The sequence below is a fragment of the Achromobacter sp. JUb104 genome (genome assembly GCF_024806975.1).
Classification (GTDB): Bacteria; Pseudomonadota; Gammaproteobacteria; order Burkholderiales; family Burkholderiaceae_B; genus Achromobacter; species Achromobacter spanius.
This window is the reverse complement of the sequence record NZ_JANUEY010000003.1, coordinates 25,183-42,622: the sequence shown is the minus strand read 5'-3', so window position 1 is coordinate 42,622 and position 17,440 is coordinate 25,183. Positions and strand designations below refer to the sequence as shown.

At 65.8% G+C, this 17,440-nt stretch carries 16 protein-coding genes; 12 read left to right on the top strand and 4 right to left on the bottom strand.

Translation table 11 applies throughout. The features are described 5' to 3' along the window. Nucleotides 1–6 precede the first annotated feature (6 nt). From M2361_RS20650 to M2361_RS20620, 7 genes are all read left to right on the top strand, one after another. On the top strand, nucleotides 7–675 hold the full coding sequence (locus tag M2361_RS20650) for a 3-deoxy-D-manno-octulosonic acid kinase (protein ID WP_259252631.1): 669 nt from the start codon (nucleotides 7–9) through the stop codon (nucleotides 673–675). A gap of 145 nt (nucleotides 676–820) precedes the next feature. Then, nucleotides 821–1,924 (top strand): polyamine ABC transporter substrate-binding protein, encoded by a 1,104-nt coding sequence (locus M2361_RS20645; RefSeq protein ID WP_259251568.1) that lies wholly within the window; start codon nucleotides 821–823, stop codon nucleotides 1,922–1,924. Nucleotides 1,925–1,930: 6 nt separating this feature from the next. Continuing rightward, nucleotides 1,931–3,058 (top strand): ABC transporter ATP-binding protein, encoded by a 1,128-nt coding sequence (locus M2361_RS20640; RefSeq protein WP_259251567.1) that lies wholly within the window; start codon nucleotides 1,931–1,933, stop codon nucleotides 3,056–3,058. Further along, nucleotides 3,055–3,975, top strand: coding sequence for an ABC transporter permease subunit (locus tag M2361_RS20635; RefSeq protein ID WP_100857014.1), 921 nt, complete (start codon nucleotides 3,055–3,057; stop codon nucleotides 3,973–3,975). The genes M2361_RS20640 and M2361_RS20635 overlap by 4 nt, the downstream gene beginning before the upstream one ends. After that, nucleotides 3,972–4,781 (top strand): ABC transporter permease subunit, encoded by an 810-nt coding sequence (locus M2361_RS20630; RefSeq protein ID WP_259251566.1) that lies wholly within the window; start codon nucleotides 3,972–3,974, stop codon nucleotides 4,779–4,781. Before M2361_RS20635 ends, M2361_RS20630 begins: the two co-directional genes overlap by 4 nt. Further along, a complete protein-coding gene (locus tag M2361_RS20625; protein ID WP_259251565.1) occupies nucleotides 4,778–5,134 on the top strand; it encodes a Spx/MgsR family RNA polymerase-binding regulatory protein in 357 nt (118 codons plus the stop codon). The genes M2361_RS20630 and M2361_RS20625 overlap by 4 nt, the downstream gene beginning before the upstream one ends. 15 nt (nucleotides 5,135–5,149) lie before the next feature. Further along, nucleotides 5,150–5,893, top strand: coding sequence for a DNA-3-methyladenine glycosylase (locus tag M2361_RS20620; RefSeq protein ID WP_259251564.1), 744 nt, complete (start codon nucleotides 5,150–5,152; stop codon nucleotides 5,891–5,893). A gap of 80 nt (nucleotides 5,894–5,973) precedes the next feature. Here M2361_RS20620 and M2361_RS20615 read toward each other — a convergent pair whose 3' ends face one another. After that, on the bottom strand, nucleotides 5,974–6,675 hold the full coding sequence (locus M2361_RS20615) for a PhoP regulatory network YrbL family protein (protein ID WP_259251563.1): 702 nt from the start codon (nucleotides 6,673–6,675) through the stop codon (nucleotides 5,974–5,976). A gap of 133 nt (nucleotides 6,676–6,808) precedes the next feature. On the opposite strand from M2361_RS20615, the gene rmuC reads away from it, so the two are divergent. The 5 genes from rmuC (at nucleotide 6,809) to phoU (ending at nucleotide 13,309) form a co-directional block, all read left to right on the top strand. After that, on the top strand, nucleotides 6,809–8,236 hold the full coding sequence (gene rmuC / locus M2361_RS20610) for a DNA recombination protein RmuC (RefSeq protein ID WP_404976426.1): 1,428 nt from the start codon (nucleotides 6,809–6,811) through the stop codon (nucleotides 8,234–8,236). A 196-nt stretch (nucleotides 8,237–8,432) separates the two neighbouring features. After that, nucleotides 8,433–9,959 (top strand): amidase, encoded by a 1,527-nt coding sequence (locus M2361_RS20605; RefSeq protein ID WP_259251562.1) that lies wholly within the window; start codon nucleotides 8,433–8,435, stop codon nucleotides 9,957–9,959. Between the two features lie 67 nt (nucleotides 9,960–10,026). Further along, entirely contained in the window at nucleotides 10,027–11,691 is a 1,665-nt protein-coding gene (locus M2361_RS20600) for an isovaleryl-CoA dehydrogenase (protein WP_259251561.1), read from the top strand. A 39-nt stretch (nucleotides 11,692–11,730) separates the two neighbouring features. After that, the gene (rpiA, locus tag M2361_RS20595; protein ID WP_259251559.1) at nucleotides 11,731–12,411 is read left to right on the top strand and encodes a ribose-5-phosphate isomerase RpiA; all 681 of its coding nucleotides are present in this window, start codon (nucleotides 11,731–11,733) and stop codon (nucleotides 12,409–12,411) included. A gap of 175 nt (nucleotides 12,412–12,586) precedes the next feature. Then, nucleotides 12,587–13,309, top strand: a complete 723-nt coding sequence (gene phoU, locus M2361_RS20590) for a phosphate signaling complex protein PhoU (RefSeq protein ID WP_259251558.1) — start codon at nucleotides 12,587–12,589, stop codon at nucleotides 13,307–13,309. A 117-nt stretch (nucleotides 13,310–13,426) separates the two neighbouring features. Here the strand turns inward: phoU and M2361_RS20585 are convergent, their stop codons facing one another. From M2361_RS20585 to argA, 3 genes are all read right to left on the bottom strand, one after another. Next, nucleotides 13,427–15,376 carry a phosphocholine-specific phospholipase C gene (locus tag M2361_RS20585; protein WP_259251557.1) on the bottom strand — a complete coding sequence of 650 codons (1,950 nt, stop codon included), beginning with the start codon at nucleotides 15,374–15,376 and terminating at the stop codon, nucleotides 13,427–13,429. A 195-nt stretch (nucleotides 15,377–15,571) separates the two neighbouring features. After that, complete coding sequence (locus M2361_RS20580) at nucleotides 15,572–15,844, bottom strand: oxidative damage protection protein (RefSeq protein WP_100857005.1); 273 nt, start codon at nucleotides 15,842–15,844, stop codon at nucleotides 15,572–15,574. 179 nt (nucleotides 15,845–16,023) lie between these two features. Then, nucleotides 16,024–17,382 (bottom strand): amino-acid N-acetyltransferase, encoded by a 1,359-nt coding sequence (gene argA / locus M2361_RS20575; RefSeq protein ID WP_100857004.1) that lies wholly within the window; start codon nucleotides 17,380–17,382, stop codon nucleotides 16,024–16,026. Nucleotides 17,383–17,440: the final 58 nt, after the last annotated feature.

The window sequence follows — 17,440 nt, the reverse complement described above, 5'->3', positions numbered from 1 at the left end:
GGCGCCATGTTGAGCGATGCGTCGCGCTTGGCGGACGCCGGCCCCGACATTTTCAACCCGTCGCATTACGGCGACCGCGCCCGCCCGGTGGACGCGGGTGGCCGGCAAGCCGCCTGGTTCGTGCAGGGCGCGGGTTGGCAGGGCGTGTTGCGGCGCTACCGGCGCGGCGGCATGATCGCCCGCATCAGCCGCGACGCCTATCTTTGGAATGGCGAGGATCGCACCCGCAGCTTCCGCGAATTCCGCTTGCTGGCCGAGATGCGCGCGCAGGGGCTGGACGTGCCGGCGCCCTTGGCCGCCGCCTACTGGCGCCAAGGCCCGATCTACCGCGCGGCCATCGTGGTGGAACGCATCCCGGGCGTGCGGCCGCTGGCCCACGCGCTGGCCGAGCCGCTCTGGGGCGCGGTGGCGCAGGCCATCGTCCGCATGCACCGCGCCGGCGTCTGGCACGCTGACTTGAACGCCTTCAATATCCTGATCGGTGGCGACAACCGCGTCTGGCTGATCGATTTCGACCGCGGCACGCTCGGTGCGCTGTCCGAACGCCAGCGCCAGGGCAACCTGGACCGGTTGCGCCGCTCGCTCGTCAAAGTAGCGGGCGACGAGGGCGACCGCTTCTGGATGAAGCTGCGCGACAGCTACTGGACGGCTTGGGGCGTGGGCGTCCAACCCTGAACCGCCGCAAAGGGGCGTTGCCGTCGCGATCAGCCTTCAAATGCGCCAATTCGCCGCTAAAGTTGGGCAGGCCATCGCTAAAAGGCTTTATCATTTCGCCTTTTGGTAGTCCTGACATACACGGCATACGGCAAGGGGGCTTGTAATGGAACTAAGGGCGGGAATGCGCTGGGCGCTTGGCGCGGTGTTGGTCGCGGCATCGGCATCGTCGGCGGTCGCGCAGGACAAGGTCGTCAACGTCTACAACTGGGCCGAATACACGGCGCCGGACACGATTCCGGGTTTCGAAAAGGAAACCGGCATCAAGGTCCGCTATGACGTCTATGACAGCAACGACACGCTGCAAGCCAAGCTGCTTGCCGGCAAGTCGGGGTACGACGTTGTTGTCCCCTCCACCCATTACGCCTCGCGCCAGATCCAGGCCGGGCTGTTCCAGAAGCTGGACAAGTCCAAGATTCCCAACTGGAAGTACCTGGACCCGGAACTGATGGCGCTGGTCGCCTCGGTCGACCCGGGCAACGAGCACGCCATTCCGTGGGGCTACGGCACCAATGGCCTGGGCTACAACGTCACCAAGGTCAAGCAGATCATGGGCGACAACGTAGACCTGGCCAACTGGGACATGATCTTCAAGCCCGAGAATGCCGCCAAGCTGAAAGAGTGCGGCATTTCGATGCTGGACGAAGCCGCGCAGGTGTTCCCGGCCGTGCTGAAGTACCTGGGCAAGGATCCCAACAGCACCAACACCGACGACTACAAGGCCGCGCTGGATGTCTTGAAGCAGATCCGCCCGTACATCCGCCAGTTCAGTTCGTCGGGCTATATCGATGAGCTCGCCGTGGGCGACCTGTGCATGGTCTACGGTTTTTCGGGCGACGTGATGATCGCTCGCAAGCGCGCGCAAGAAGCCAAGAAGTCGTATGAAGTGAACTACTTCATTCCGAAGGGCGGCGCGCCCGCGTGGTTCGACCTGATGGTCATTCCGAAGGATGCGCCGCATCCTGAAGAAGCCCTGGCGTTCATGAACTACATCGAAACGCCGCAGGTGCACGCCGCCATCACCAACACCATGTTCTATCCCAACGCCAACAAAGAGGCGCGGAAATACGTGGTGAAGGACGTGGCCGAGAACCCCATGATCTATCCGCCGGCTGAGGTCTCCAAGACCTTGTATGTGATCAAGGCGCTGCCCTTGAACATTCAACGCCTGCAAAACCGGATGTGGTCCGAGCTAAAGTCTGGAAGATAAGTCATCATGAGCGATAGCCGTTACTCGGCGCCGCATACGGTCGACCCGGACGAATTCGTCCGGGTGTCCGATGTGGTCAAGATCTTTGGCGATGTGGTCGCCGTGCGTTCCGTCAACCTGTCCGTCAAGCGCAACGAGATCTTTGCGCTGCTGGGAAGCTCCGGCAGCGGCAAATCCACCTTGCTGCGCATGCTGGCGGGCTTTGAGGACGCCACGTCCGGGCAGATCCTGCTGGACGGCGAGGACATCACCGCCGTGCCGCCGTACCGCCGGCCCGTGAACATGATGTTCCAGTCCTACGCGCTGTTCCCGCACATGACGGTTGAAGCCAATGTGGCGTTCGGCCTGAAGCAGGAAGGCGTGGACCGCGCCGAAATCCACGACCGCGTGTTTGAAGCGCTGGACTTGGTCCAGATGGCCGGCTATTCGCGCCGCAAGCCGAACCAGCTGTCGGGCGGCCAGCAGCAGCGCGTGGCGCTGGCGCGCAGCCTGGTCAAGCGGCCCAAGCTGCTGTTGCTGGACGAACCGATGTCCGCGCTGGACAAGCAGATTCGCCAGAAGACGCAGATCGAGCTCGTGAAGATTCTGGAACAGGTCGGCGTGACCTGCATCATGGTCACGCACGACCAGGAAGAGGCCATGACCATGGCGCACCGCCTGGCCGTCATGACCGAAGGCCAGATCGTCCAGTGCGGCACGCCGCAAGACGTCTATGCCTTTCCGAATTCGCGCTTCGTGGCCAGCTTCATCGGGTCGACCAATATGTTCACCGGCACCATCGTGGTGGACGAGCCCGACCACGTGGCCATTGAATGCGGCGAATTGACGCGGCCGCTGTTCGTGAACCACGGCGTGAGCGAACCGCTGGGCATGGAAGTGCACGTCTCCATCCGGCCCGAGCGCCTGGTGGTGTCGCGCGAGCAACCGCCGGGTGAATACAACTGGGCGCACGGCATGGTCAGCCACATGGCGTGGATGGGCAGCTACGCGCTCTATCAGATTCGCCTGGACTCCGGCAAAACGGTGGAAGCCAGCGTGCCCAGCCTGTTGCTGGCCCAGATGGACGCGCCCGGCATCGACGAAGAAATCTTCGTCAGCTGGGGCGAAGACAGCGCGACGGTGCTGGCGTCATGATCCGCTTTTCGCCCCGCGACTGGTTGCCTTCTGGCCGGGCGCTGGCGGTGGTGCCGCCGTTTGCCTGGCTGGTGCTGTTCCTGCTGCTGCCTTTCCTGCTGGTATTGAAGATCAGCTTTGCCGAAGTGGAATTCGGCATTCCGCCGTATACGCCGCTGGCGCAATTCCAGGACGAAGCGGTGCAGTTCAGCCTGCACCTGCGCGGCTACATCCTGCTGTTCACCGACAGCCTGTACTTCAAGACCTACCTCAGTTCAGTGAAGATCGCCGGCATCACCACGCTGATCTGCGTGCTGATTGGCTATCCCATTGCGTACTACATCGCGCGCTCTTCGCCACGGGTGCGCAACCTGCTGCTGCTGGGCGTGATCCTGCCGTTCTGGACGTCGCTGTTGCTGCGCGTGTATGCGTGGGTGGGCATCCTGCGTAACGATGGCTTGTTGAACAACCTGCTGCAAAGCCTGGGCATTATTTCCAGCCCGCTGGAAATCTATCGCACCGATGTGGCGGTCTACATTGGCATGGTCTATGCGTACCTGCCGTTCTTCATCCTGCCGCTGTACGCCACGCTGGTGAAGATGGACCTGCGCCTGCTGGAAGCCGCGTACGACCTGGGCGCCAAGCCCTGGCAGGCGTTCTGGCAGATCACCGTGCCGCTGTCGCGCCAGGGCGTGATCGCGGGCGCCATGCTGGTGTTCATTCCGGCCGTGGGCGAATACGTCATCCCCGAAATGCTGGGCGGCGCCAACACGCTGATGATGGGCCGCGTCATGTGGAACGAGTTCTTCAATAACGCGGACTGGCCCATGGCGTCGGCGGTGACGTGCGTAATGGTGCTGTTGCTGCTCGTGCCCTTGGTTTACTTCCAGTACAACCAGGTCAAGCAGCAGGAACAAGCCAACGGAGGCCGCAAATGAAGGGCCCCAACAAGACATTGCGCGCCGTGGTGCTGGGGCTGGGATACTTCTTCCTGTACGTGCCCATCATCAGCCTGATGGTGTTCTCGTTCAACGCGTCGCCCACCGTCACGTCGTGGACGGGCTTCTCGTTTCGCTGGTATCACGCGCTGGTCAACGACGACGCGCTCTTGCGGGCCGCGTGGCTGTCGTTTCGCATCGCGGCACTGACGGCCACGGCCGCCGTCATCATCGGCACCTGGGCCGGCTACGTGCTGGGCCGCATGGGGCGCTTTCGCGGCTTTTCGCTGTACGTGGGCATGTTGAGCGCGCCGCTGGTCATTCCGGAAGTGGTGCTGGGCATTTCCTTGCTGCTGATGTTCGTGGAACTGCGCGGCAGCCTGGGCTGGCCCTCTGAAAATGGCGTGTTCACCATCTGGGTGGGGCACGTGACGCTGTGCATGGCGTTTGTGGCCGTTGTCATCCAGACCCGCATCCGCGACCTGGACCGCTCGCTGGAAGAGGCCGCGCTGGACCTGGGCGCAACCCCCATCACCGTGTTCTTCAAGATCACGCTGCCGCTGATCGCGCCGGCGCTGGCCTCGGCCTGGCTGCTGTCGTTCACGCTGTCGCTGGACGACGTGGTGCTGGCGTCGTTCCTGTCCGGCCCCAGCTCCAGCACGCTGCCGATGGAAGTGTTTTCGCGGGTGCGCCTGGGGCTGAAACCCGAGATCAACGCGCTGGCCACCTTGTTCATCCTGGCCGTGGGCACGTGCGTGATCCTGGCCAACCGCCTGCAATGGCGCAAGGAGTCTGAATCCAAATGAAGCAAACCACCCTGTATGGCCTGACCAAGTGCAGCACCTGCGTCAAGGCGCGCGACTGGCTGTCCGAACACGGCGTCGACCACGTGTTCGTGGATTACCGCGATCACCCGGTTGACGCGGCCACGCTGAAATCGTGGTCCGACAAGGTCGGCGGTTGGGAAAAGCTGGTCAACCGCTCGTCGATGACCTGGCGCAACCTGCCGGAAGACCGCAAGTCGGCCGCGACCGACAAGCAATGGAGCGACCTGATTGCCGAATACCCGGCCCTGGTGCGCCGCCCGGTCACCGTGACGACGGACGGCGAGGTCACCGTGGGCTTCAGCGAAAAGCGCTACGGCGAACGCTTCGCCTGACGCCACCCGGCTGCGATGGCGTCCCCCATCCAGGCATCGCGCGGCGCCGGCCAGGCGTTGCCCGATGCCTTTTTTGATCGCGATGCCTGCACCCTGGCGCGCGACTTGTTGGGCAAGGTCATCCGCCATTGCGTGGACGGGCTGTGGCTGTCGGTGCGCATCATCGAAACCGAGGCCTATTACCTGGAAGAAAAGGGCAGCCACGCCTCGCTGGGCTACACCCACAAACGCCGCGCGCTCTTCATGGATGGCGGCGTCATCTACATGTATTACGCGCGGGGCGGAGATTCGCTGAATTTCAGCGCCGCCGGGCCGGGTAATGCCGTGCTGATCAAGTCCGGTTATCCGTGGACGGACGCACTGTCCGGCCCCGATGCGCTGGCGCGCATGCAACAGTTGAACCCGGATGCGCGGGGCATGCCGCGCCCGCCGTCGCGCCTGTGCGCGGGGCAGACGCTACTGTGCCGTTCGTTGGGGCTGAAGGTGCCGCAGTGGGATGCACGCCGCTTCGATCCCGGCGCGCTGTATGTGGAGGACGTGGGTGGCTCACCGCAAGCCCTGGTCTGCACCACGCGCCTGGGCATCCCGCCAGGGCGCGACGAGCATCTGCATTACCGTTTCGTGGATCCGGCCTACGCTGCATTCTGCACACGCAACCCGTTGCGGCGCGGGCAACGCGCCGGCCAGGATTATGTGTGGGTGGACCGTCAGGGCGTCGTGCTGCCCGAGGCACCCGCGTTTCAGATGCCCGAACTCTAGGCGCCCGGAGGCCCGGCGCCCGGAAGCCCGGCGCCCGGAAGCCCGGCGCCCGGATGCCCGGCGCCCCAACGTCCGGCGCGCTAGGCTGCCTTCGCGGCGTCGATGCGCGCTTGCAGGGACTGGCGCATTTCCTGGTATTTGCGCGCAATGCGCTTGCGGTTCAGGCGCTTGCTCCAGGCGTAAAGCGGAATCAGCGGCAAGACCCCGAACCCGTCGATCAGGTACATGCCCTGCTTGCCCTCGGCGTTCTGGCCACAGGCGATATTGCTGGCGGAGATGTCGTGCAGCACGACATGCGCGTCGGCCAGGTCGTTGAAGAATTCGTCCAACTGTTCGAAGAACTGCGCGTCCACCTTGCCCTGCGCGGCCAGGTCGGCCACGGTGGGCGCAATGTTGCCGTCGGCGTCAGTGATCTTTTCCACCACCAGGCCCAGGCCCAGCGAGGTTTGCGCCACGCCCAGGATGCGCGCCATGGGCACTTGCCACACGCCCGACGGGCGGGTGGTGGTGGTGACGTATTCCGATATCTCGTTCAGATAGACGCGGTAGGCGCTTTCACGCTGGTACTGCTTGTACCAACGCTTGAACGGCCGCGCCTCCAGATAGATCGCGCGGGCGCGCATGTCCATGACCTTGACGAGCAGGTCGGGGGAATGCGGATGCTGGAAAATGTGGCGGTCGCCGCCGGTCGCGAGCGGCGTTGCGGCGTCCAGGTCCAGGGGACCGAACACCGATTGGAAGGAGACGCTGGATCGAGAGGAAGAAAGATCAGCTGAATTCAAGTTGTGTCGAACGTTGTATTCAAAGTGCGGGAAGTTTAATCCTGTTGCGCGGCGGCGGCGGCTCGGGTTGCATCAAGGGATGTCGTTTGCTTACAACGTGGCGATGATGCGTCCTACAATTCCGGCTTTGGAGATGCCTCTTTTGAATGACATTCTGCTTTGGGTAGCCGCGGGCGGCGCGGGTCTGGCGTGTTTGATGGCCATGCTGGCCTGGTTGCGTCCGGCCGCGCCAGATGCGCGGCTGGATGCACTGCTGGAAGGCCTGGAACGCACCGAGCGTGCGTTGCGCGCCGATATCGCTGAAGGGCAACGCGGCCTGCGCAGCGAATTTTCAGAGTCCACACGCGCGCTGCGGGTAGAGCTGGCGCAATCGCATGGCGACTTGCGCACCGGCCTGGCGCGCGATGCGCAGGCCGCGCGCGCCGAATCGGCCGAGTCACTGGCCCGCTTTGCGGCCGGCTTTGGCGAACAGTTGCAGGGCCTGATCCAGATCAACGAGCGCCGTCTGATGGAAGTGCGCGCCACCGTGGACCAGCGGCTGCAATCCTTGCAGGCGGATAACAGCGCCAAGCTCGATGAGATGCGCCGCACCGTCGATGAAAAGCTGCATGCCACGCTGGAACAGCGCCTGGGCGAATCGTTCAAGCTGGTGTCGGACCGACTGGAAGCCGTGCACAAAGGCCTGGGCGAGATGCAGGCGCTGGCGGCGGGCGTGGGCGACCTGAAGCGCGTGCTGACCAACGTGAAGTCCCGCGGCACCTGGGGCGAAGTGCAACTGGCCCGCCTGATTGAAGACAACATGACGCCCGACCAGTACGCCAGCAACATCAAGCCCGTGCCGGGCAGCGATGCGGTGGTCGAGTTCGCCATCCGCTTGCCCGGGCGGGGCGACGGCGGCGCGCCCGTGTGGCTGCCGATCGATGCCAAATTTCCCAAGGAAGAATACGAGCGGCTGATGGACGCGCAGGACGCCGCCGACGTGGACGGCGTGAAAACCGCCGGCGCCGCGCTGGGCCGCGCGGTGGAATTGCAGGCGCGGCTGATCGCCAGCAAATACGTGTCGCCGCCGCACACGACCGACTTCGCCATCATGTTCCTGCCCACCGAAAGCCTGTACGCCGAAGTGCTGCGGCGCCCGGGCTTGCTGGACAAGCTGCACGACCTGCGCATCAACGTGGCCGGCCCCAGCAACCTGGCGGCCTTGCTGAACAGCTTGCAGATGGGGTTTCGTACCTTGGCGATCGAGCAGCGTTCATCGGAAGTGTGGCAGGTGCTGCGGGCCGTCAAAACCGAATTCGGCAAGTTCGGCGACGCGCTGGCCAGCGTCAAGAAGTCGCTGGACACGGCCAGTAACAAGATCGGCCAGACCGAGGTTCGCACTCGGGCGATGCTGAAAAACCTGAAGAATGTCGAAGCCTTGCCCGACGCGGAAGCCTTAAGGCTATTGGGCGATGCCGATGCGATGGGCGACGCGGATGAGGCCAATGGCGCCGACGATGACGCCGCCGCCACGCAACCGGTGGCAACGCCGCCCAACACGGCGTCTTCCGGTTCGGCCTGACGCGGCCCGGCCTGACGCGGCCCGGCCTGACGCGGCCCGGCCTGACGCGGCCCGCTCGGCCTAGTCCGGCCGGGCCTGCCTGCCACCGAACCGGCATCGCGCGCGGCAAGCGCGACGTGCCGGCTTGTTGCCCGCGCGGACTGTCGATATCCTGGCATGTGCGGCATTTCGCCGTCGACCCTGGAGCATCGCAAGCATGAGCACCGCTGACCGCCATGATTCCTCACCCCTCGACGCGACGGCGCTGGGCGCCGATATCGCCCAGGGCGTTACCACCGCGCTTGCCGCGATGCAGCAGGCGGTGGACCGGGTGGCGGCGCGCAATCCCGCCATCAACGCTGCTTGCGGCATCGAAGCCGACGCCGGGCTGCGCCTGGCCCAGGCGCTGGACGATGAACTGGCCGGGCTGACGCCTGACCAGCGGCTGGCGCAACTGGACACCCGGCCCTTCCTGGGCGTGCCCACCTTGCTGAAAGACCTGGGCACGGCGGCCCTGGGCTTGCCCAGCGCCATGGGGTCGGTGCTGTATGGGCATGTTGAATGGGATGTGGATGCCGAAATCGTCAAACGCTACCGCCGCGCCGGACTGATTCCGTTTGGCCGCACCACCAGCGCCGAACTCGGCCTGAGCCCCACCACCGAATCGCCCGCCTACGGGCCGCCTACCCAAAACCCCTGGAAGGCCGGCCATAGCGCGGGCGGGTCCAGCGGCGGCGCGGGCGCGGCCTTGGCCAGCGGCATGGTGCGCATCGCGCACGGCAGCGACGGCGGCGGGTCCATCCGCATTCCGTCCTCGTGCTGCGGGGTGCTGGGCCTGAAGCCGTCGCGCGGGCTGATGCCGCTGGGCCCCTTGAAGGGCGAAGGTTGGGGCGGCCTGGCCACCGAACACATGATGACCCTGTCGGTGCGCGACTGCGCCGCGTCGCTGGACATCAGCGCGGGGGCGGACGTGGGCGCGCCCTACGCGGCCCCGGCGCAACCCGAGTCGTACCGGGCAGTGGTGGCGCGGGTCGCCGCCGACCCGCATGGTGCGCCGCGTCGCCGCATTGCCTTCATCAACACCACCTATGAAGGCGGGGCGATCCACCCCGAAGTCGCCGCCACCGTGGACGAGGCGGCGCGCCTTTTCGCATCGCTCGGCCATGAAATGGTGCCGGCCCTGCCGCCGGTGGGGTCCGAAGAAGTGCTGTCGCCCATGCTGCCGCTGATTGCCAGCGCCGCCGCCAATGCTATCGACAGCTTTGTCGCCGAGCGCGGGCGCCGCCTGGCCGCCGACGAGCTGCAACCCACCACGCTGGGTGCGCGCGAATATGCGCGGGCGATATCCGGTGCCCAATACGTGGCCTGCGTGGACACCTGCCACGAAATCACCCGGCGCATCGGCCGCTTCCTGCACCGCGACGGCGCCCACGGCCATGACCTTTTCCTGAGCCCCGTCCTGGCGCAACCGCCCGCGCCCCTGGGCCGGTACGCCATGGACAACGCCGATTACCTGGCCTACCGTCTGGGCAAGAAGGGCGTGATCGGCTATTCGCCCTTTGCCCCCCTGGCCAACCTGACCGGCATGCCGGCCATCTCCATCCCGTTCGGCATGTCATCCGATGGGCTGCCGATCGGCATCCAGGTGATGGGGCCGTTAGGTAGCGAAGCGCTGCTGCTGGAATTGGCGGCGCAGGTCGAGGCCTTGCGGCCCTGGGCGTTGGTGGCGCCCATGGCCAGATAGCGGGCTTTACCGCGGCGGGCGTTACCGCAGCGGGCTTTACCGAGAGCCGGCCCTACCAGGAGCAGCCATGTCGTCGTTTGCCACGCACACCGTGCAAAACCAGGTGCCTCCGCTGGAAGACTATTCGCTGTACGACACCGACCCCGCCTTGCTCGAGGCGGTGCGGCGCGAGGGCGCACAGGCCTGGGAAGGCGACCTGGCCGCGCACGGCGCCTGGCTGGGCCGCGCGCAGACGCTGGCCGCCGGTGCCGAAGCCAACCGCTGTCCGCCCCGGTTGATGAGCTATGACCGCTCGGGGCACCGCATCGACCACGTGGAGTTTCACCCGGCCTGGAACCTGCTGATGACCGGCATCATGGCGCGCGGGCTGCACAGCCGCGCCTGGGCGCAAGCGGTGCCCGGCGCGCAAGTGGCGCGTGCCGCCGCCTATTTGATGCAAGGGCAGGTAGAAGCCGGCACGCTGTGTCCCACCACGATGACGTTTGCCGCCGTGCCGCTGTTGCAGCGCGAACCGTCCGGCGCTGTGGACTTTGCCGGGCAATGGATGCCCGCGCTGTACTCGCGCGAATTCGATGGCGCCGACGCGCCCCTGGCCGCCAAGCGCAGCGCGCTGGTGGGCATGGGGCTGACCGAAAAGCAGGGCGGCTCCGACCTGCGCGCCGTCAATACCCGCGCGGTGCCCTTGGGCGCGGCGGGTCGCGGCAACGCCTATCAGTTGGTGGGGCACAAGTGGTTTTTCTCGGTGCCGCAGGCGGACGCGCATCTGGTGTTGGCGCACACGGACGAAGGGCTCAGTTGCTTGTTCGTGCCGCGCTGGATTCCCGACGGCCCGCGCAACGCCATTCGCGTGCGCCGCTTGAAAGACAAGCTGGGCAACCGCAGCAACGCCAGTGCCGAAGTCGAATTCGAGGATGCCTGGGGCGTGATGGTGGGCGAACCGGGGCGTGGGGTGGCAGTGCTGCTGGAAATGGCGGCCACCACGCGGCTGGACTGCGTGCTGGGCAGCGCCGCGCTGCTGCGCCAGGCGCTGGTGCAGTCCCTGCATCACGCGCAGCATCGGCACGCCTTCGGCAAGCCGCTGATCGCGCAGCCGCTGATGCGTAACGTGCTGGCCGACCTGGCGCTGGAAAGCGAGGCAGCGATGGTGTTGGCGCTGCGGCTGGCGCGCGCGGTTGATGCGCGGACGGATGCCCAGGCCCGCGCGCTGGTGCGTGTGGGCACGCCCGCCGCCAAGCTCTGGATCTGCAAACGCGCCATTCATGCCGTCGCGGAGTGCATGGAGGTCTGGGGCGGCAACGGCTATGTGGAAGAAGGGCCGATGCCGCGCCTTTACCGGGAAACACCGGTCAATTCCATCTGGGAAGGGTCGGGCAACGTGATGGCGCTGGACGTGCTGCGCGCCTTGCAGCGCGAACCCGACGCCTTGCCCGCGTTGGAACAGGAATTCGCGCACGCGGCGGGCCAGTATCAGGCGTTTGACGCGGCGCTGGTGGCTTGGCGGGCGCTGCTGGCCGATAGCGCTCAAGCCGAATTCCAGGCGCGCCGCATCGCCTGCGGCCTGGCGCGGCTGTGGCAGGCCGCCTTGCTGATCCAGCATGCGCCAGCCCCCGTGGCGCAAGCCTTTGTGGCCAGCCGCCTGCATGCCGATGGCGGCGTTTTTGGCGAGCTGGCGGCAGGCGCGGATGCCGGGGCGATCCTGGCACGTGCCTGGCCGCCCGCCGCCGCATGCTAAATTTCCCGGCTTGACCAACCTTTCCGCATTCTTCCCGCCATGCTCTCCCAGCAAGAACTCAAGCAACAAGCCGCCGACGCCGCCCTGGAATTCGTTGAACAGGTCGCCGGCCCGGACGTCATCATCGGGGTGGGCACGGGCTCCACGGCCGATCTGTTCATTGATGGCCTGGCGCGTTTCAAGGGTCGCATCGGCGGCACCGTCGCCAGTTCGGAGCGCAGCGCGGCCCGCTTGGCCGGCCACGGCCTGAAGGTGCTGGACCTGAACGACGTGTCGACCATGCCGATCTACGTGGACGGCGCCGACGAGATCGACGCGAACCTGTCCATGATCAAGGGCGGCGGCGGCGCGCTGACGCGCGAGAAAATCGTGGCGTCGGTGGCGGAACGCTTTATCTGCATCGCCGACGAATCCAAGCTGGTCCAGACGCTGGGCAAGTTCCCGCTGCCGCTGGAAGTGATTCCGATGGCGCGCGAATCGGTGGCGCGCGCCCTGGTGGCCCTGGGCGGCCAGCCGCGTCTGCGCGAGGGCTTCATCACCGACAACGGCAACATCATCCTGGATGTGTCGGGCCTGGCGATCTCGGACGCGCGCGCGTTCGAGGCGCTGGTCAACAACCTGCCCGGCGTGGTCACCTGCGGCCTGTTCGCGCTGGCCGGCGCCGATGTGGCGCTGCTGGCCACGCAAAACGGCATCCGCCGGCTGGACCGCGCAGCGTAAGCAGCCAGCTTCGCGCGGCCCGAGTGTTGCACTTGCCGCCCCGCCTTGCGGGGGGCGGGGCGTCGATTCATAATCCTGTCACACTTGGGTCATAACCTTGCCGGTTGTGCAGGCCCATCTCGTAACTCTCTTATTTCGGGGCAATGCAATGAGACCAACCACGCAGGGAGCCCGGATGACGGAGCATACAAACAAGCAGTTCGACGCCGACCTGGAAAGCGTCCGTTCGCAATTCTTGCAAATGGGCGGCTTGGTGGAAGCCATGATCCAGGAAGCGATCGACGCGCTGGCCACGGGCGACCTGTCGCTGGTGGAGAAAGTTCGCGAGCGGGAAAAGGAAGTCAACCGCCACGAAGTCGAAATCGACGAAAGCATCAGCCGCATCCTGGCCCGTCACCAGCCTACGGCCATCGACTTGCGCATGCTGATGGCCGTGTCGAAGATGCTGACCGACATGGAGCGTTCCGGCGACGAGGCCGAAAAGGTCGCTACCGTTGCCCGTCGCATCCATGAAGCCGAAATGCGCCACATCCCGGTGATCGAACTGCGTCACATGGCCGCCAACGTGCGCACCATGCTGCACCAGGCGCTGGACGCCTTCGCCCGCCTTGACCCCATCCAGGCCGCCGCCGTCGTGCGCAGCGACAAGGAAGTGGACAAGGAATGGAAGGGCGCGCTGCGCCACCTGATCACCTACATGATCGAAGACCCGCGCACCATTTCGCGCGCCATCGACATGATCTTCATCGCGCGCGCGTTGGAACGCATTGGCGACCATGCCAAGAACATGTCAGAACGTGTCATCTACATGGTCAAGGGCGCCGACGTGCGCCACACCGGCGTGAAGAACACCGAGCGCCTGGCGCGCGGCGAGGAAGAGTCGGAAGACGAGGCCTGATCACGCCAGTTTTTTGGCCGACGTGGCCAATAGGTCAATAAGCCAGCAGGTCAACAAAAAGCCCCGACACGGTTGCCGCGTCGGGGCTTTTGCATGGGCAGCACTTCAGCGGCAGCACTACAGCGGCAGCACCGCGCCTTGGCATAGCCGTGGGTCCGGTACGCCGGGTTTGCCGGCGTCGATGCGACCGGCAAGCCGGCGCCCGAAGGCGGGCAGGTCGGGGGCGCTGACTTCAAGGTCGTACCAGCCTTCGCAACCGGCGTACTTCAATTCCATCGCGCCGCCGGCCGGCACATGCGCCATGGCGCGCCAGTTGTCGCCCATATGGGACTCCAGCTTCACCGGCCGTGGCGTGTCGCTGTGGTTGATGAGCCGCACGCGCAGCCCCGACGTGACGGGGACCAGTTGCGCTTCCAGCGTGCCGCCGTCCTGGGAATCGCCCCGGAAGTGACGATGAAAGCCATCCGGGCCCAGCAGCCAGAGGTCGTAGGCGCCGCCCTGGCTCAGCCTCCAACCATCGTCCAGCCGCGCGCCGGCGCCGATGGTGTAGCGCCGGGGCGCGCGCGCCAGGTCGTGGCGGTCGTACACATGCAGCACGGCGGCGGCGCTGCCCGGGTTGCGCAGCGTCAGCCGGTAGTGTTCGCCGTCGGCTGTCATGCGGCCCACCGCTTCCAGCGCGTAGGGCAGCGCGCAGGCGTGGCGGTTGCTGTCGGGATGGTGCGGGCCGCGATCGCCGCTGAAATCAAAGGCCGAGGTCAGGTCGCCGCTTACCGCGCGCCGCCATGCGCTGATGTTCGGCTCAGAAACGCCGAAGCGGGCCTCAAGAAAGCGGATCACCGAGGTGTGGTCGAACACTTGTGAATTGACCCAGCCGCCACGGCTCCAGGGCGATACCACCAGCATCGGCACGCGCGGCCCCACCCCGAAACCGCGGCCATGCAGGTGGGCGGGGTCTTCCTGCGCGGTGCTGTGTCCGAGCCGGGCGTCGTGGTATTCGCCGTCGAGCTCAATGGTGGACAGCCCGCCCGAATGGCTATCGGCGTGGCGTGCGGGCGGGGCGGGCGGAGGCACGTGGTCAAAGAAGCAGTCGTTCTCGTCATAGGTGACAAGAAAAACGCAGCGGCTCCAGGATTCGGGGTTGCTGGTCAGGATATCCAGCACGCGCTCGGTATAGGCGCCGCCCTGGCGTGGCGACGACACTTCGGGATGTTCCGAATCGGCGGTGGGGGCGATGATCCACGACACCGCCGGCAACTGGCCCGCAGCCACGTCGCGCGCCAGATCATCCAGCGTATGGGTCGACAGGGCGCGGTCACGCAAGGGGGCCGAGGCCGCGGTGCTGGCATGCGCCTCGCGGTACTGACGAAAGCCGGCCAGCGGGTTGTCGTGAAAGTTGTCCGCCATGTCCTGGTAAATGCGCCAGTCCACGCCCGCGTCCTGCAGGCGCTCGGGGTAGGTGGTCCAGGTATAACCTTCGTTTGTCGCGCCCAGCCTGTCGTAGTAATTCACCAACGCCGGGCCACCCGCCGCGCCGGTGGGATCGTTCGTGCCGGTCCACAGGAACAGGCGGTTCGGATTGGTGCCGGCGTGCAGGGAACAGTGATAGGCGTCGCACACGGTGAACGCGTTGGCCAGGGCGGCCTGGAAGGGCACGTCGGCGCAGGTATAGGCGCCCAGCCCCAAGCGGCCCTTGGCGGGCAGCCATTGGTCCATGCGGCCGTCGTTCCAGGCCCATTGCGCATCCACCCACGTGTGCGGCGTGATGAAGCCGGCCGGTGTGTCGCTGGCGAGTTCTTGCTGTAGCGCATAGGGGCGGCATTGCGTGGCGCCGTCCGATTGCGTCAGTACGTTGCCGGCCAGGGTGGGCACAAGATGCGGATCGGCAAAACCGCGCACGCCGGGCATCGTGCCGAAATAGTGGTCGAAGGACCGGTTTTCCTGCATCAGGATGACCACGTGCTGTACGTCGTGGATCGTGCCCGTCGTGCGATCAGGCGGGATCGCCATGGCGCGCTGGATGGACGACGGCGGGTCGGCGGGGAGAGGCAAGCGCGATTCTTCTTTCATGACAGCATTAATACGGCCTGCAAACTTCGATCTTAAGGGCAATGTCAGGTCGCGTGCCGGCGTGAGCGCATCGGCGCCGCGTCGGTGCCACGAAAAGCGAAGCCCCTCGCGCGCGAGGGGCTTTCGTGATGGGGCCGCCGCATGGGGCCTGGCGCAAGCGGGGGCGCAGTACGAAGCCGGGCGCCCGTCGCCCAATCAGGCCGAAGGCGGAACGTAGCCGTTGGCTTCGACGGTGCCGTCTTCGAACAGGAAACGCTCCATCTGTTCCTTCAGGTACTTGCGCGCGCGGGCATCGGCCAGGTTCAAGCGGTTTTCATTGACCAGGCGCGTCTGGATGGCTTTCCATTCTTCCCAGGCTTCCTTGGAAATGCTCTGCCAGATCTTGGTGCCGAGCTCGCCGGGATAGGGGGGGAAGTCCAGCCCTTCGGCTTCACGCTTCAATTTCACACAGTTGACGATACGGGACATGGTTCGCTGCCGAAAATAGGAATAACGCCGTATTTTAGCGGGCTTGGCGCCGCACAGGCGCCAAGCCCCTTCAGGTGCTGCGGTCAGCCGTCGCTGCGGTCAGCCGATGCTGCGGTCAGCCGGTGCTGCGGTCAGCCGTCGCTGCGGTCAGCCGATGCTGCCAACGACTTCAGCCGGCATTACAGCTTCTTGATGAACACCAGGCTGTTGCGCGACCGGTTGTAGTTGTTCTGCTTTTCGCGCGGCAGGTCGGTAATGCCGCCTTGCACGAAGCCGCGCTTGATGAACCAGTGCGACGTGCGCGTGGTCAGCACGAACAGCCGCTTGGCGCCGGTGGCGCGGGCGCGCGACTCCATGTGGCGCAGCAGGATTTCGCCTTCGCCAGAGCCTTGCCATTCCGGGTGCACGATCAGGCAGGCCATTTCGGCCATCTGCTCGTCGGCGAAGGTGTGCAGCGCGGCGCAGCCGTAGATCACGCCGTCGTGCTCCAGCACCGTGAAGTTTTCCACGTCGCGCTCGATCACGCTGCGCGGGCGCGGCACCAGGGTGCCGTCTGCTTCCAAGGGTTCGATCAGGCTCAGAATGGCGCCCACGTCGTCAATCGTGGCGGCGCGCAGGTCGTCCAGCGTGTCTTCCACCACCATCGTGCCCACGCCGTCGTGGGTAAAGATTTCCAGCAGCACGCTGCCATCCAGCGCGAACGGCAGCAGGTGGGCGCGGGCCACGCCGCGCTTGACCGCCAGCGATGCGTATTGCAGGAAGGCGTGGGTTTCCTCGTCCAGCTCGCCGCCCGCCAGCAGCGCGTCGGCGTCCACGCGGGCCAGTTCGGTGTCCAGCGTGCCGTCATCGTTCAGCACGCCTTGCGAGCTGGACAGGAAGATCAGCTTTTCAGCGCGCAGCGCAACGGCCACGCTGGTGGCCAGGTCTTCCATGGCCAGGTTGAAGGCGTCGCCCGTCGGCGAGAAACCCAGCGGCGACAGCAGCACCACCGACGAACCTTTCTCGATGGCGAACTTCAGCGCCTCGACGTCGATCTTGCGGACCTGGCCGGTGTGCTTGTAATCGATTCCTTCCAGTACCCCGGTGGGTCGGGCCGTGACGAAGTTGCCGGAAATGACGCGGATGTGCGCGTGCGACATCGGCGTGTTGGGCAAGCCCTGGCTGAACGCGGCTTCGATATCCAGGCGGATTTCGCCCGCGGCTTCCTTGGCGCATTCCAGCGCGGCGGCGTCGGTGGGCGCCAGGCCGCGATCGAACTGCTGCGTGTAGCCCTTCAAGCGCAGTTGCTCATTGACCTGCGGACGCGAGCCGTGCACCAGCACCAGCCGGATGCCCAGGGACGACAGCAGCGACAAGTCCTGCACCAGGGTGTTCAGCGCGCCGGCCTGAACCAGCTCGCCGCCGAACGCCACCACGAACGTCTTGCCTCGGAACGCGTGCACATAGGGCGCGACGTCGCGAAACCATCGGACGAACTGCGCGGCTGCGAATTCCGGGGCTTCAAGGGCGGAGACGGTGTCTGGTTCCAGGTCGGGCATGATGGGCGGAGGGATTCCTGAGAGTCGGTAAAAACGCGGCGCCTTGCCGCGTCATAGC

Bases quoted from the DNA above. Each gene is read 5' to 3' on its own strand.
- M2361_RS20650 (WP_259252631.1), top strand. From the start codon at position 7: ATGTTGAGCGATGCGTCGCGCTTGGCGGACGCCGGCCCCGACATTTTC.
- M2361_RS20645 (WP_259251568.1), top strand. From the start codon at position 821: ATGGAACTAAGGGCGGGAATGCGCTGGGCGCTTGGCGCGGTGTTGGTC.
- M2361_RS20640 (WP_259251567.1), top strand. From the start codon at position 1,931: ATGAGCGATAGCCGTTACTCGGCGCCGCATACGGTCGACCCGGACGAA.
- M2361_RS20635 (WP_100857014.1), top strand. From the start codon at position 3,055: ATGATCCGCTTTTCGCCCCGCGACTGGTTGCCTTCTGGCCGGGCGCTG.
- M2361_RS20630 (WP_259251566.1), top strand. From the start codon at position 3,972: ATGAAGGGCCCCAACAAGACATTGCGCGCCGTGGTGCTGGGGCTGGGA.
- M2361_RS20625 (WP_259251565.1), top strand. From the start codon at position 4,778: ATGAAGCAAACCACCCTGTATGGCCTGACCAAGTGCAGCACCTGCGTC.
- M2361_RS20620 (WP_259251564.1), top strand. From the start codon at position 5,150: ATGGCGTCCCCCATCCAGGCATCGCGCGGCGCCGGCCAGGCGTTGCCC.
- rmuC (WP_404976426.1), top strand. From the start codon at position 6,809: ATGCCTCTTTTGAATGACATTCTGCTTTGGGTAGCCGCGGGCGGCGCG.
- M2361_RS20605 (WP_259251562.1), top strand. From the start codon at position 8,433: ATGAGCACCGCTGACCGCCATGATTCCTCACCCCTCGACGCGACGGCG.
- M2361_RS20600 (WP_259251561.1), top strand. From the start codon at position 10,027: ATGTCGTCGTTTGCCACGCACACCGTGCAAAACCAGGTGCCTCCGCTG.
- rpiA (WP_259251559.1), top strand. From the start codon at position 11,731: ATGCTCTCCCAGCAAGAACTCAAGCAACAAGCCGCCGACGCCGCCCTG.
- phoU (WP_259251558.1), top strand. From the start codon at position 12,587: ATGACGGAGCATACAAACAAGCAGTTCGACGCCGACCTGGAAAGCGTC.
- M2361_RS20585 (WP_259251557.1), bottom strand. From the start codon at position 15,376: ATGAAAGAAGAATCGCGCTTGCCTCTCCCCGCCGACCCGCCGTCGTCC.
- M2361_RS20580 (WP_100857005.1), bottom strand. From the start codon at position 15,844: ATGTCCCGTATCGTCAACTGTGTGAAATTGAAGCGTGAAGCCGAAGGG.
- argA (WP_100857004.1), bottom strand. From the start codon at position 17,382: ATGCCCGACCTGGAACCAGACACCGTCTCCGCCCTTGAAGCCCCGGAA.